The organism is Streptomyces sp. AC512_CC834 (genome assembly GCF_019049325.1).
GTDB lineage: Bacteria > Actinomycetota > Actinomycetes > Streptomycetales > Streptomycetaceae > Streptomyces.
In genome coordinates this window covers 41,641-54,790 of record NZ_JAGMUO010000012.1, presented here as the reverse complement: position 1 = coordinate 54,790, position 13,150 = coordinate 41,641, and the positions used below count along the sequence as shown (strand labels likewise).

Annotated in this window: 10 protein-coding genes; 9 read left to right on the top strand and 1 reads right to left on the bottom strand. The window is 70.8% G+C overall.

The window, feature by feature from the left end:
* Positions 1–32 precede the first annotated feature (32 nt).
* The 9 genes from KUM40_RS03225 (at position 33) to KUM40_RS03185 (ending at position 11,389) form a co-directional block, all read left to right on the top strand.
* Positions 33–1,976: an acetyl/propionyl/methylcrotonyl-CoA carboxylase subunit alpha gene (locus KUM40_RS03225; RefSeq protein ID WP_217162642.1), complete on the top strand. Its 1,944-nt coding sequence runs from the start codon at positions 33–35 to the stop codon at positions 1,974–1,976.
* On the top strand, positions 1,973–2,935 hold the full coding sequence (locus tag KUM40_RS03220) for a hydroxymethylglutaryl-CoA lyase (protein ID WP_217162572.1): 963 nt from the start codon (positions 1,973–1,975) through the stop codon (positions 2,933–2,935). Before KUM40_RS03225 ends, KUM40_RS03220 begins: the two co-directional genes overlap by 4 nt.
* A 5-nt stretch (positions 2,936–2,940) precedes the next feature.
* Positions 2,941–4,101 carry an acyl-CoA dehydrogenase family protein gene (locus KUM40_RS03215; RefSeq protein WP_217162641.1) on the top strand — a complete coding sequence of 387 codons (1,161 nt, stop codon included), beginning with the start codon at positions 2,941–2,943 and terminating at the stop codon, positions 4,099–4,101.
* 128 nt (positions 4,102–4,229) lie between these two features.
* Entirely contained in the window at positions 4,230–5,282 is a 1,053-nt protein-coding gene (gene desE / locus KUM40_RS03210) for a siderophore-binding protein DesE (RefSeq protein ID WP_217162570.1), read from the top strand.
* 26 nt (positions 5,283–5,308) lie between these two features.
* Complete coding sequence (locus tag KUM40_RS03205) at positions 5,309–6,169, top strand: siderophore-interacting protein (RefSeq protein ID WP_217162568.1); 861 nt, start codon at positions 5,309–5,311, stop codon at positions 6,167–6,169.
* A gap of 175 nt (positions 6,170–6,344) precedes the next feature.
* Positions 6,345–7,787: a lysine decarboxylase DesA gene (gene desA / locus KUM40_RS03200; RefSeq protein ID WP_217162566.1), complete on the top strand. Its 1,443-nt coding sequence runs from the start codon at positions 6,345–6,347 to the stop codon at positions 7,785–7,787.
* Positions 7,771–9,051, top strand: a complete 1,281-nt coding sequence (locus KUM40_RS03195; RefSeq protein ID WP_217162559.1) for a lysine N(6)-hydroxylase/L-ornithine N(5)-oxygenase family protein — start codon at positions 7,771–7,773, stop codon at positions 9,049–9,051. The genes desA and KUM40_RS03195 overlap by 17 nt, the downstream gene beginning before the upstream one ends.
* On the top strand, positions 9,048–9,596 hold the full coding sequence (locus tag KUM40_RS03190; RefSeq protein ID WP_217162557.1) for a GNAT family N-acetyltransferase: 549 nt from the start codon (positions 9,048–9,050) through the stop codon (positions 9,594–9,596). The genes KUM40_RS03195 and KUM40_RS03190 overlap by 4 nt, the downstream gene beginning before the upstream one ends.
* Positions 9,593–11,389, top strand: coding sequence for an IucA/IucC family siderophore biosynthesis protein (locus KUM40_RS03185; protein WP_217162556.1), 1,797 nt, complete (start codon positions 9,593–9,595; stop codon positions 11,387–11,389). The genes KUM40_RS03190 and KUM40_RS03185 overlap by 4 nt, the downstream gene beginning before the upstream one ends.
* Positions 11,390–11,450: 61 nt before the next feature.
* On the opposite strand, the gene KUM40_RS03180 is transcribed toward KUM40_RS03185, so the two are convergent.
* The gene (locus tag KUM40_RS03180) at positions 11,451–13,082 is read right to left on the bottom strand and encodes a beta-N-acetylhexosaminidase (protein WP_217162553.1); all 1,632 of its coding nucleotides are present in this window, start codon (positions 13,080–13,082) and stop codon (positions 11,451–11,453) included.
* Positions 13,083–13,150: the final 68 nt, after the last annotated feature.

Here is a 13,150-nt window from a genome sequence, read left to right as displayed (position 1 = left end):
AGAACACGAACGAGATGCCACGCATGCCACGCATGTTCGACACCGTGCTCGTCGCCAACCGCGGCGAGATCGCGGTGCGCGTCATCCGGACGCTGCGCTCGATGGGCGTGCGCTCGGTGGCGGTCTTCTCCGACGCCGACGCGGACGCCCGGCACGTGCGGGAGGCCGACGAGTCGGTACGGATCGGACCGGCGCCCGCGACGGAGAGCTATCTGTCCGTCGAACGGCTGCTGGAGGCGGCGAGGCGGACGGGCGCGCAGGCCGTCCACCCGGGGTACGGCTTCCTCGCCGAGAACGCCGGTTTCGCGCGGGCCTGCGAGGAGGCGGGGCTGGTCTTCATCGGACCGTCCGCCGACGCGATCGCCCTGATGGGCGACAAGATCCGCGCCAAGGAGACGGTGCAGGCGGCCGGGGTGCCGGTCGTGCCCGGCAGCAGTGGCAGCGGCCTCACGGACGGGCAGCTCGCCGACGCCGCCCGCGAGATCGGGACGCCCGTGCTGCTCAAGCCGTCGGCCGGCGGTGGCGGCAAGGGCATGCGGCTGGTGCGGGACGCCGCCGTGCTCGCCGACGAGATCGCCGCCGCCCGCCGCGAGGCCCGCGCCTCCTTCGGCGACGACACGCTGCTCGTGGAGCGGTGGATCGACCGGCCCCGGCACATCGAGATCCAGGTCCTGGCCGACGGCCACGGCAACGTGGTGCACCTGGGCGAGCGCGAGTGCTCGCTGCAGCGGCGGCACCAGAAGGTGATCGAGGAGGCGCCGAGCGTCCTCCTGGACGAGGCGACGCGGGCGGCGATGGGCGAGGCGGCCGTGCAGGCGGCCCGCTCCTGCGGCTACCGGGGCGCGGGCACGGTGGAGTTCATCGTGCCGGGCAGCGACCCGTCCTCGTACTACTTCATGGAGATGAACACCCGTCTCCAGGTCGAGCACCCGGTGACCGAGCTGGTCACCGGCCTGGACCTGGTGGAGTGCCAGCTCCGGGTCGCGGCGGGCGAGCCGCTCGGCCTCGCGCAGGAGGACGTACGGCTGACCGGGCACGCGATCGAGGCCCGCCTGTGCGCGGAAGACCCCGCCCGCGGCTTCCTCCCCTCCGGCGGCACGGTGCTGCGGCTGCGCGAGCCCGAGGGCGACGGGGTGCGCACCGACTCGGGGCTCAGCGAGGGCACCGAGGTCGGCAGCCTGTACGACCCGATGCTGTCCAAGGTGATCGCCTACGGCCCCGACCGGCAGACCGCGCTCAGGAAGCTCCGCGCGGCCCTCGCCGGGACGGTCACGCTCGGCGTGCAGACCAACGCCGGGTTCCTGCGCCGGCTCCTCGCGCACCCGGCGGTGGTGGCGGGCGAGCTGGACACGGGGCTGGTGGAGCGGGAGGTGGACGGCCTCGTCTCCACGGACGTACCGGAGGAGGTGTACGAGGCGGCGGCGGCCGTACGGCTGGACGCGCTGCGCCCGCGCGGTGACGGCTGGACGGACCCGTTCTCGGTGCCCAACGGCTGGCGCACCGGGGGCGAGCCGAAGCCGGTCGCCTTCCACCTGCGCGCGCCGGGACTTGAACCCGCTACTCACACCCCGCGCGGCACCCACACCGTCACCCACGACCGGGTGTCCGTGACCCTGGACGGCGTACGGCACTCCTTCCACCGCGCCGCCGACTGGCTGGGCCGCGACGGCGACGCCTGGCACGTGCGCGACCACGACCCGGTCGCCGCCTCCCTCAACCGGGCCGCCCACGCGGGCGCCGACTCGCTGACCGCGCCGATGCCGGGCACGGTGACGGTGGTGAAGGTCGCCGTCGGCGACGAGGTGAGCGCGGGCCAGAGCCTGCTGGTGGTGGAGGCGATGAAGATGGAGCACGTCATCTCCGCCCCGCACGCGGGCACCGTCGCCGAGCTGGACGTGGCGCCGGGCACGACCGTCGCCATGGACCAGGTGCTCGCGGTCGTCGCACCCACCGACGAGGGCGAGGAGACGGCATGAACGCCCCGGAACTGGGCCTCCCCATGGCCGTACCGGCCGAGGGCCTGCCCGCCCGCGTCCGCATCCACGAGGTCGGCGCGCGCGACGGACTGCAGAACGAGAAGGCGACCGTGCCGACGGCCGTCAAGGCGGAGTTCATCCGCAGGCTGGCCGGCACGGGCCTGACCACGATCGAGGCGACGAGCTTCGTCCACCCGAAGTGGGTCCCCCAGTTGGCGGATGCCGAGGACCTCTTCCCGCAGGTGTCCGACCTGTCGGTGTCGCTGCCGGTGTCGCTTCCGGTCCTGGTGCCCAACGAGCGCGGCCTGGACCGCGCCCTGGCGCTGGGCGCCCGGAGCGTGGCCGTCTTCGCCAGCGCCACGGAGTCCTTCGCCAAGGCCAACCTCAACCGCACGGTGGACGAGGCACTGGCGATGTTCGAGCCGGTGGTGGCCCGGGCCAAGGAAGCGGACGGCATCCGCGTCCGTGGCTACCTGTCGATGTGCTTCGGCGACCCGTGGGAGGGCCCGGTCCCGGTCCCCCAGGTGGTGCGGGTCTGCCGGGCCCTGCTGGACATGGGCTGCGACGAACTGAGCCTCGGCGACACCATCGGGGTCGCGACCCCGGGGCACGTGAGCGCGCTGCTGACCGCGCTGGACGGGGCCGGTGTCCCCGTGGACCGGATCGGCGTCCACTTCCACGACACCTACGGCCAGGCCCTGTCCAACACCCTCACCGCCCTGCGGCACGGTGTGACGACCGTCGACGCCTCCGCCGGCGGCCTCGGCGGCTGCCCGTTCGCGAAGTCCGCCACCGGCAACCTCGCCACCGAAGACCTCGTGTGGATGCTGCGCGGCCTCGGCATCGACACCGGGGTCGACCTCGACCGTCTCGTCGCCACCAGCGTCTGGATGGCCGCCCACCTGGGCCGACCCAGCCCGTCCCGCACCGTACGAGCCCTCTCCCACCAGGAGTCGTGAACGACATGGACCACAAGCTCTCCCCCGAACTGGAAGAACTGCGCCGCACGGTCGAACAGTTCGCGCACGACGTGGTGGCGCCGAAGATCGGCGACTTCTACGAGCGGCACGAGTTCCCGTACGAGATAGTCCGCGAGATGGGCCGCATGGGGCTGTTCGGGCTGCCGTTCCCGGAGGAGTACGGCGGCATGGGCGGCGACTACTTCGCCCTGGGCGTGGCCCTGGAGGAGCTGGCCCGGGTGGACTCGTCGGTGGCGATCACGCTGGAGGCGGGCGTCTCGCTGGGCGCGATGCCGGTCCACCTGTTCGGCACCGAGGAGCAGAAGCGCACGTGGCTGCCCCGGCTGTGCTCGGGCGAGATCCTGGGCGCGTTCGGCCTGACGGAACCGGACGGCGGCAGTGACGCGGGCGCGACCCGCACCACGGCCCGCCTGGACGAGGCCACGAACGAGTGGGTCATCAACGGCACCAAGTGCTTCATCACCAACTCGGGCACGGACATCACGGGCCTGGTCACGGTCACGGCGGTGACCGGCCGCAAGCCCGACGGCAGGCCCCTGATCTCGGCGATCATCGTCCCGTCGGGCACCCCGGGCTTCACGGTGGCCGCCCCGTACTCGAAGGTCGGCTGGAACGCGTCGGACACCCGTGAGCTGTCCTTCTCCGACGTCCGGGTCCCGGCGGCGAACCTGCTGGGCGAGCGGGGGCGCGGCTACGCGCAGTTCCTGCGCATCCTGGACGAGGGCCGCATCGCCATCGCCGCGCTGGGCACGGGGCTCGCACAGGGCTGCGTGGACGAGTCGCTCACCTACGCGAAGGAACGTCACGCCTTCGGCAAGCCCATCGGCGCCAACCAGGCCATCCAGTTCAAGATCGCCGACATGGAGATGAAGGCCCACACGTCCCGCCTCGCCTGGCGCGACGCGGCCTCGCGCCTGGTGACGGGCGAACCCTTCAAGAAGGAGGCGGCGCTGGCGAAGCTGTACTCGTCGACGGTCGCCGTGGACAATGCCCGGGACGCCACGCAGATCCACGGCGGCTACGGCTTCATGAACGAGTACCCGGTGGCCCGCATGTGGCGGGACGCGAAGATCCTGGAGATCGGCGAGGGCACCAGCGAGGTCCAGCGGATGCTGATCGCGCGGGAGTTGGGTCTGGTGAGCTGAGGCACGGCCCGATGCGGGGCGGGGCCGGACCTGCCCCGCCTCTGGACAAGATCTGAGGTTAGGCTAACCTACCTTCGAATTGTCCCGCAGGGCGCGACGCTCCGCACCGTTCGAAGGCAGCCACCACCATGTCCAACGCCAGAGTCACCCACCCGACCCGCCGCGGAATCCTCGCCGCCGGCGGCGCCCTCGGCCTCGGTGCCGTGCTCGCGGCCTGCGGCGACGACGACGCGAAGAGCGGTGGCTCGGACGACGGGACGGGCGGCGGCGCCGCCAAGTCCGGCCCCTGGTCCTTCAAGGACGACCGCGGCACGACCGTGAAGCTGGACAAGGTGCCGACGAACATCGTCGCCTTCACCGGTGTCGCCGCCGCCCTGTTCGACTACGGCATCGAGGTCAAGGGCGTCTTCGGGCCCACCACGACCGAGGACGGCAAGCCCGACGTGCAGGCCGGCGACCTCGACGTGGACAAGGTCACCGTCCTCGGCAACGCGTGGGGCAAGCTCAACGTCGAGAAGTACGCGGCCCTCGCCCCCGAGGTGCTCATCACCACGACGTTCGACACCGCGGGCACCCTCTGGTCCGTCCCGGAGGAGTCCAAGGACAAGGTCGCCAAGCTCGCCCCGAGCGTGGCGATCTCGGTCTTCGACCGCCAGCTCACCAAGCCGCTCCAGCGCATGTGGGAGCTGGCCGAGTCGCTCGGCGCGGACATGAAGGCCAAGAAGGTCACCGACGCCAAGGCCGCCTTCGACAAGGCCGCCGCCCGGCTGCGCGCGGCCGCCAAGGCCAAGCCCGAGATCAGGGTGCTGGCCGGCTCCGCGAGCCCCGACCTGTTCTACGTCTCCGGCACCAACCTCTCCGTGGACCTGGAGTACTTCAAGGCCCTCGGCGTGAACTTCGTCGAGCCCCCCGAGGAGGCCAAGAAGGCGACCGGCGGCTGGTTCGAGAGCCTGAGCTGGGAGAACGTCGACAAGTACCCGGCGGACGTCATCATCATGGACGACCGCGCCTCGACCATCCAGCCCGCGGACATCACCGAGGGCACCTGGAAGCAGCTCCCCGCGGTCAAGGCCGGCCAGGTCATCTCCCGCTCCCCCGAGCCGATCCTGTCCTACGACAAGTGCACGCCGCTGCTGGACAACCTGGCCGAGGCGATCGAGAACGCCAAGAAGGTCGGCTGACCCACCACCTTTCTCCGGAGCCCCTCATGACGACGGCCGTCGCCGCCCCGTTCCGTTTCTTCTCCCTCCAGGTCGTACGGACGAGGCGGCTCGGCCCGTCCCTGGCCCGGGTCACCTTCGCGGGGACCGACCTGCGCGCCTTCCACTCCGACGGCCTCGACCAGTCGCTGTCGCTGTTCCTGCCGCACCCGGGGCAGGCGGCGCCCGCGGTGCCCGTGGAGCTGGGCGAGGGCTGGTGGCAGGGCTGGCGCGACCTGCCGGACGACGTACGGGCGGTGATGCGCTCGTACACGCTGCGGTCGCTGCGCCGGGACGACGACGGGCACACCACCGAGATCGACATCGACTTCGTCCTGCACGGCGTCGAACCCGGGTCGGGGCTCCAGGCCGGTCCCGCCGCGCGCTGGGCCGCCGACGCCGCCCCCGGCGACCGCGTGCTGGTACTGGGCCCCGCGGTCGCCGACAACCGGGCGATCCGCTTCCGGCCGCCCGAGGACACCGACCTGGTGGTGATCTGGGGCGACGAGACCGCCGTACCGGCCGCGTGCGCCGCCGTGGAGTCGCTGCCGGCCGGCACCCGCGCCCGGGTCTGGCTGGAAGTGCCGCACGCCGAGGACGTACAGGACCTCGACACGGCCGCGGACGCCGAAGTCACCTGGCTGGTCGGAGACGCCACCAGCGGGCCCGAGGCGACCCTCGCCACCCTCCGCGACGCCCGACTCCCGCCCGCCGAGCACCCCTACGTCTGGATCGCGGGCGAGTCCGGGTGCGTCAAGCGACTGCGGCGGCATTTCGTCGGCGAGCGCGGCATCGACCGGCGCCGCGTCACCTTCGTCGGCTACTGGCGCCGGGGTCTGACGGAGGAACAACTCCGCGAGCAGGGCTGACGACCGCACCGCACACCGCACACACGAGGCCGCAGTGACGGCAGTGACGGCAGTCACGCACAGGCATGTGTTTGGGCAAGGTGACTTAGGTTAGGCTCACCTAAGTTGAATCAAGGGCTCCGGCCCGCCCCCAGCCCATCCCCCTCTCGGACCGTCCCCACCGGAGGACCCCCACATGCGCTCGCACCTGCTCAACGACACCACCGCGGAGCAGTACCGCCGCTCCGTGACCGAAGGAGTCGAGCGGGTGGCCGCCAGAATCGCCACCACCGACCGCCCGTTCACCGGCGTCACGGCCGACGCCCTCTCCCCCCGCATCGACGCGATCGACCTCGACCGGCCCCTGCACGACACGGCCGCCGTCCTCGACGAGCTGGAGGACGTCTACCTCCGTGACGCCGTCTACTTCCACCACCCCCGCTACCTCGCCCACCTCAACTGCCCGGTCGTCATACCGGCGTTGCTCGGCGAGACGGTCCTGACCGCCGTCAACTCCTCCCTGGACACCTGGGACCAGTCGGCCGGCGGCACGCTCATCGAGCGGAAACTGATCGACTGGACCACCGCCCGGATCGGCCTCGGCCCCGCCGCCGACGGCGTGTTCACCTCCGGCGGCACCCAGTCCAACCTCCAGGCGCTGCTGCTGGCCCGCGAGGAGGCGAAGGCCGAGTCCTTCGCCGACCTGCGCGTCTTCGCCTCCGAGGTCAGCCACTTCAGCGTGAAGAAGTCGGCGAAACTGCTCGGCCTCGGCCCGGACGCCGTCGTCTCGATCCCCGTCGACCACGACAAGCGGCTGCAGACCGTCGCCCTCGCCCGTGAACTGGAGCGCTGCGCGAAGGACGGCCTCGTCCCCATGGCCGTCGTCGCCACCGCCGGAACCACCGACTTCGGCTCCATCGACCCGCTGCCGGAGATCGCCGGGCTGTGCGAGCAGTACGGCGTGTGGATGCACGTCGACGCGGCCTACGGCTGCGGACTGCTCGCCTCCCTGAAGCACCGGGACCGCCTCACCGGCATCGAGCGGGCCGACTCGGTCACCGTGGACTACCACAAGTCGTTCTTCCAGCCGGTGAGCTCGTCGGCCGTGCTGGTCAGGGACGCGGCCACGCTGCGCCACGCCACCTACCACGCGGAGTACCTCAACCCGCGCCGCATGGTCCAGGAACGCATCCCCAACCAGGTGGACAAGTCCCTCCAGACCACCCGCCGCTTCGACGCGCTCAAGCTGTGGATGACGCTGCGCGTGATGGGCGCCGACGGCATCGGACAGCTCTTCGACGAGGTGTGCGACCTCACCGTAGAGGGCTGGAAACTGCTCGCCGCCGACCCGCGCTTCGACGTCGTGGTCGAACCGTCGCTGTCCACCCTGGTCTTCCGCTGCATACCGGCGGCCGTCACCGACCCCGCCGAGATCGACCGCGCCAACCTGTACGCCCGCAAGGCCCTGTTCGCCTCCGGCGACGCCGTGGTCGCGGGCACCAAGGTGGCCGGACGGCACTACCTGAAGTTCACCCTGCTCAACCCCGAGACGACCGCGGCCGACATCGCCGCCGTCCTCGACCTGATCGCCGGCCACGCCGAGCAGTACCTGGGAGAGTCCCTTGACCGCGCTTCCTGAAGCCAGTGCACCGTACGACTTCGTGGGGATCGGCCTCGGCCCCTTCAACCTCGGCCTCGCCTGCCTCACCGAGCCGATCGCCGAGCTGAACGGCGTCTTCCTGGAGTCCAAGCCGGACTTCGAGTGGCACGCCGGCATGTTCCTGGACGGCGCGCACCTCCAGACCCCGTTCATGTCGGACCTGGTCACCCTCGCCGACCCGACCTCCCCGTACTCCTTCCTCAACTACCTGAAGGAGAAGGGTCGGCTGTACTCGTTCTACATCCGCGAGAACTTCTACCCCCTGCGCGTCGAGTACGACGACTACTGCCGCTGGGCCGCGCACAAACTCGGCAGCGTCCGCTTCTCCACCACGGTCACCGAGGTGACGTACGACGAGCGCGACGAGCTGTACGCCGTCGCCACCACGTCCGGCGACACCTACCGCGCCCGCCGCCTGGTCCTCGGCACCGGCACCCCGCCGCACATCCCGGACGCCTGCCGGGGCCTGGCCGGTGACTTCCTCCACAACTCCCGGTACGTCCAGCACCGGGCGGAGCTGGTGAAGAAGAAGTCGATCACGCTGGTCGGCAGCGGCCAGTCCGCCGCCGAGATCTACCAGGACCTGCTGAGCGAGATCGACGTCCACGGATACCAGCTCAACTGGGTCACCCGGTCCCCGCGCTTCTTCCCCCTCGAATACACCAAGCTCACGCTGGAGATGACGTCCCCGGAGTACGTGGACTACTACCACGCGCTGCCCGAGGAGACCCGCTACCGCCTCACCGGCGAGCAGAAGGGCCTGTTCAAGGGCATCGACGGCGACCTGATCGACGAGATCTTCGACCTGCTCTACCAGAAGAGGCTCGGCGGCCCGGTCCCCACCCGTCTGCTCACCAACTCCGCGCTGACCGGCGCCCGGTACGCGGACGGAACGTACACGCTGGGCTTCCGGCAGGAGGAGCAGGGCAAGGGCTTCGAGATCGAGACCGAGGGGCTGGTCCTGGCCACCGGCTACCGGTACGCCGAGCCCGAGTTCCTCAAGCCCGTTCGGGAGCGGCTGCGTTACGACTCCCGGGGCAACTTCGACATCGCCCGCAACTACGCCGTCGACGTCACGGGCGGCGGAGTGTTCCTGCAGAACGCGGGGGTCCACGCGCACAGCGTCACCAGCCCCGACCTGGGCATGGGCGCCTACCGCAACAGCTTCATCGTCCGGGAGCTGCTCGGCACCGAGTACTACCCGGTCGAGAAGACGATCGCGTTCCAGGAGTTCGCCGCATGAGCACCGCCACCAGCGCGATCGGCGCGCTGACCCTGCGCCCCCTCGACCCCCTGACGGACGCCGAGCTGCTGCACGGCTGGCTCACCCACCCCAAGTCCGCGTTCTGGATGATGCAGGAGGCGAAACTGGTCGACGTCGAGCGGGCGTACATGGAGCTGGCCGCCGACGAGCACCAGGACGCCCACCTCGGCCTGCACGACGGCGTCCCCGCCTTCCTGATGGAGCGCTACGACCCGGCCCACCGCGAGCTGGTCGGGCTGTACGAGCCCGAGCCGGGCGATGTCGGCATGCACTTCCTGGTCGCGCCCACCGACCGGCCCGTGCACGGCTTCACCCGGGCCGTGATCACCACCGTCATGGCCGCACTCTTCGCCGACCCGGCCACCACGCGGGTCGTCGTCGAACCGGACGTCACCAACACTGCCGTCCACGCCCTGAACGCAGCCGTCGGATTCGTGCCCGAGCGCGAGATCCAGAAGCCGGAGAAGAAGGCCTTGTTGAGCTTCTGCACCCGCGAGCAGTTCGAGAGGGCGGTGTCCGCATGACCCTCGCCGACGCCGTCGCCCACCTCTCCCCCGAACGCTGGGAGCGGGCCAACCGCCTGCTGATCCGCAAGGCACTCGCCGAGTTCACGCACGAGCGGCTCCTGACCCCCGAGCCGGAGCCTGAGCCGAAGCCGGACGGGCAAGCCGGGCAGACTTACGTCGTCCGCAGCGACGACGGCCAGACCGTCTACCGCTTCACCGCGACCGTCCGCGCCCTGGACCACTGGCAGGTGGACGCCGACTCGATCACCCGTCACCGCGACGGCAACGAACTGCCGCTCGCCGCACTGGACTTCTTCATCGAGCTGAAGGAGACGCTGGGTCTGAGCGAGGAGATCCTGCCCGTCTACCTGGAGGAGATCTCCTCCACCCTCTCCGGCACCTGCTACAAGCTCACCAAGCCGCAGCTCACCTCCGCCGAACTGGCTCGGTCCGACTTCCAGGCCGTCGAGACCGGCATGACCGAGGGCCACCCCTGCTTCGTCGCCAACAACGGCCGGCTGGGCTTCGGCGTCCACGAGTACCTGTCGTACGCACCCGAGACCGCGAGCCCGGTCCGCCTGGTGTGGCTGGCGGCGCACCGCTCGCGGGCGGCGTTCACGGCGGGCGCGGGCATCGAGTACGAGTCCTTCGTACGGGACGAGCTGGGCGGCGAGACCGTCGACCGGTTCCACGGCGTCCTGCGCGAGCGCGGCCTGGACCCGGCCGACTACCTGCTCATCCCGGTCCACCCCTGGCAGTGGTGGAACAAGCTCACCGTCACCTTCGCCGCCGAGGTCGCCCGCGGGCACCTGGTCTGCCTCGGCGAGGGCGACGACGCGTACCTGGCCCAGCAGTCCATCCGTACCTTCTTCAACGCCTCGCACCCCGAGAAGCACTACGTGAAGACGGCCCTGTCCGTCCTCAACATGGGCTTCATGCGCGGCCTGTCGGCGGCGTACATGGAGGCCACCCCGGCCATCAACGACTGGCTCGCCCGGCTGATCGAGGGCGACCCGATGCTGAAGGCCACGGGGCTGAGCATCATCCGGGAGCGGGCGGCCGTCGGCTACCGGCACCTGGAGTACGAGCGGGCCACCGACCGCTACTCCCCGTACCGCAAGATGCTGGCGGCGCTGTGGCGGGAGAGCCCGGTGCCCTCCCTCCGGGACGGCGAGTCCCTCGCCACCATGGCCTCCCTCGTCCACGTCGACCACGACGGCGCCTCCTTCGCGGGCGCGCTGATCGAGCGGTCCGGGCTCACGCCCACCGAGTGGCTGCGGCACTACCTGCGGGCCTACTACGTCCCGCTGCTGCACAGCTTCTACGCCTACGACCTGGTGTACATGCCGCACGGCGAGAACGTGATCCTCGTCCTTGAGGACGGGGTGGTGCGGCGCGCGATCTACAAGGACATCGCGGAGGAGATCGCGGTGCTGGACCCGGACGCGGTGCTGCCGCCGGAGGTGGCCCGCATCGCGGTGGACGTGCCGGACGACAAGAAGCTCCTGTCGGTCTTCACGGACGTCTTCGACTGCTTCTTCCGTTTCCTCGCCGCGAACCTCGCGGGCGAGGGGATCGTCGAGGAGGACGCCTTCTGGCGGACGGTCGCCGAGGTCACCCGCGAGTACCAGGCGTCGGTGCCGGAGCTGGCCGACAAGTTCGCCCGGTACGACATGTTCGCGCCCGAGTTCGCGCTGTCCTGCCTCAACCGGCTCCAGTTGCGCGACAACCGGCAGATGGTGGACCTGGCCGATCCGTCCGGCGCGCTCCAACTGATCGGCAGCCTCAAGAACCCCCTGGCGGAGTTCTGACCCACGAACGGGCGGGCACCCCGGAGACGGTCCTCCGGGGTGCCCGTCGTGCCGTTGCGGATCAGGTCCAGGGCACCTGCGGCGAGTGGTAGTAGTCGATCCCCAGCGCCTCCCAGCGCGGTGCCTGTTCGGCGAGCCGCACCTTGTAGGTGTCCCAGTCGTGCGCCTTCGCCGGGGCCCAGCCCAGCTCGGCGACGCCCGGCAGCCTCGGGAAGGCCATGAAGTCCAGCTCGTCCGGGTTGGACAGGGTCTCCGTCCACAGCGGGGCCTCGACACCGCGGACCGCGGAGGCCGGGGCGCCCGGCAGATAGGTGGCCGGGTCCCAGTCGTAGGACCGCCGCACCTCCACGTAACCGGCCCAGGACAGGCCCAGCGGGGTGTCCTTGGTGTACTTCATGTCCAGGTACGTCCGGTCGGCCGGGGAGAGGATCAGCCCGGTGCCGTTCCTCGCGGCCTCGGCGACCTGGGCCTTCTCCGCGTCGCTGGTGCGGTCCAGGCCCCACCACTGGACCAGCGCGCCCTCGGCCGGGTCGGCACTCGCCAACTGGTGCCAGCCGATGACCGTCTTGCCGTACTTCGCGACGATCGGCTGCACCCGCTCCATGAACTTCACGAAGTCCTCGTGCGGCGTGGAGTGCGCCTCGTCGCCGCCGATGTGGAGGTAGCGGCCCGGGGTGAGCGCGGCGAGTTCACGCACGACGTCGTCCACGAAGTCGTAGGTGATCTCCTTGTCCACGCACAGCGTGCTGAAGCCGACCTCGGTGCCGGTGTACAGCGGGGGTGCCACGCCGTCGCAGTTCAGTTCGGCGTAGGAGGCGAGGGCCGCGTTGGTGTGGCCCGGCATGTCGATCTCGGGGACGACCTCGAGGTGGCGTGAGGCGGCGTAACGGACGATCTCCTTGTAGTCGTCCTTGGTGTAGTGGCCGCCGGGTCCGCCGCCGACCTCCGTGGAGCCGCCGTACGTCGTCAGGCGCGGCCAGGAGTCGATGGCGATGCGCCAGCCCTGGTCGTCGCTGAGGTGCAGATGGAGCTTGTTGTACTTGTAGAGGGCGACCCGGTCGATGTAGCGCTTGACCTCGTCGACGCTGAAGAAGTGCCGGGAGACGTCCAGCATGACGCTGCGCCAGGCGTAGCGCGGGGTGTCCTTCACGGTGCCGCCGGCGACCAGCCAGGGGCCGGGCTGTACGGAGTCCTTCTCGACGGCGGCGGGCAGTAGCTGACGCAGGGTCTGGACGCCGTAGAAGAGCCCGGCGGCCTTGCGGGCGGTGATGGTGACGCCGTCGCGTCCGCTGTCGAGGCGGTAGCCCTCGTCGCCGTAGGAGCCCTTCGCCAGGCGCAGCCGGATGCCGCCGTGGCCGTGGGAGTGGGAGGTGACGGGGAGTCGGTATCCGGTGGAGGGCCTCAGGAGGTCCGCGAGGTAGTCGCCGACGCGGCGGGCCTCGCGCGAGTCGTCGACGCGGATGCGGGTGCCGCGGGTGATGCGGTACGGGGCGCCGCCCGGGTCGACCGAGGCGGGGGCCGGGATCACCCGGTCCAGGGGCGTCGGGGCCGGGGTCGGGGTCGGGGTCGGGGTCGAAGTCCGGTCCGGGGCGGCGCCGGTGGTCATGGCGCCGACCGCCGCCACCAGTAGCAGCGCTCCCAGCAGCCGGGTGATGCGGGGAGTCGTTCTGTGGTGCCGTCGATGAGGTATCACGTGCGCTCCCTTCGCGATGGGTTGGACCACTCTCCCGCACCATCACCCTCCGCAGAAGCGATGAAACA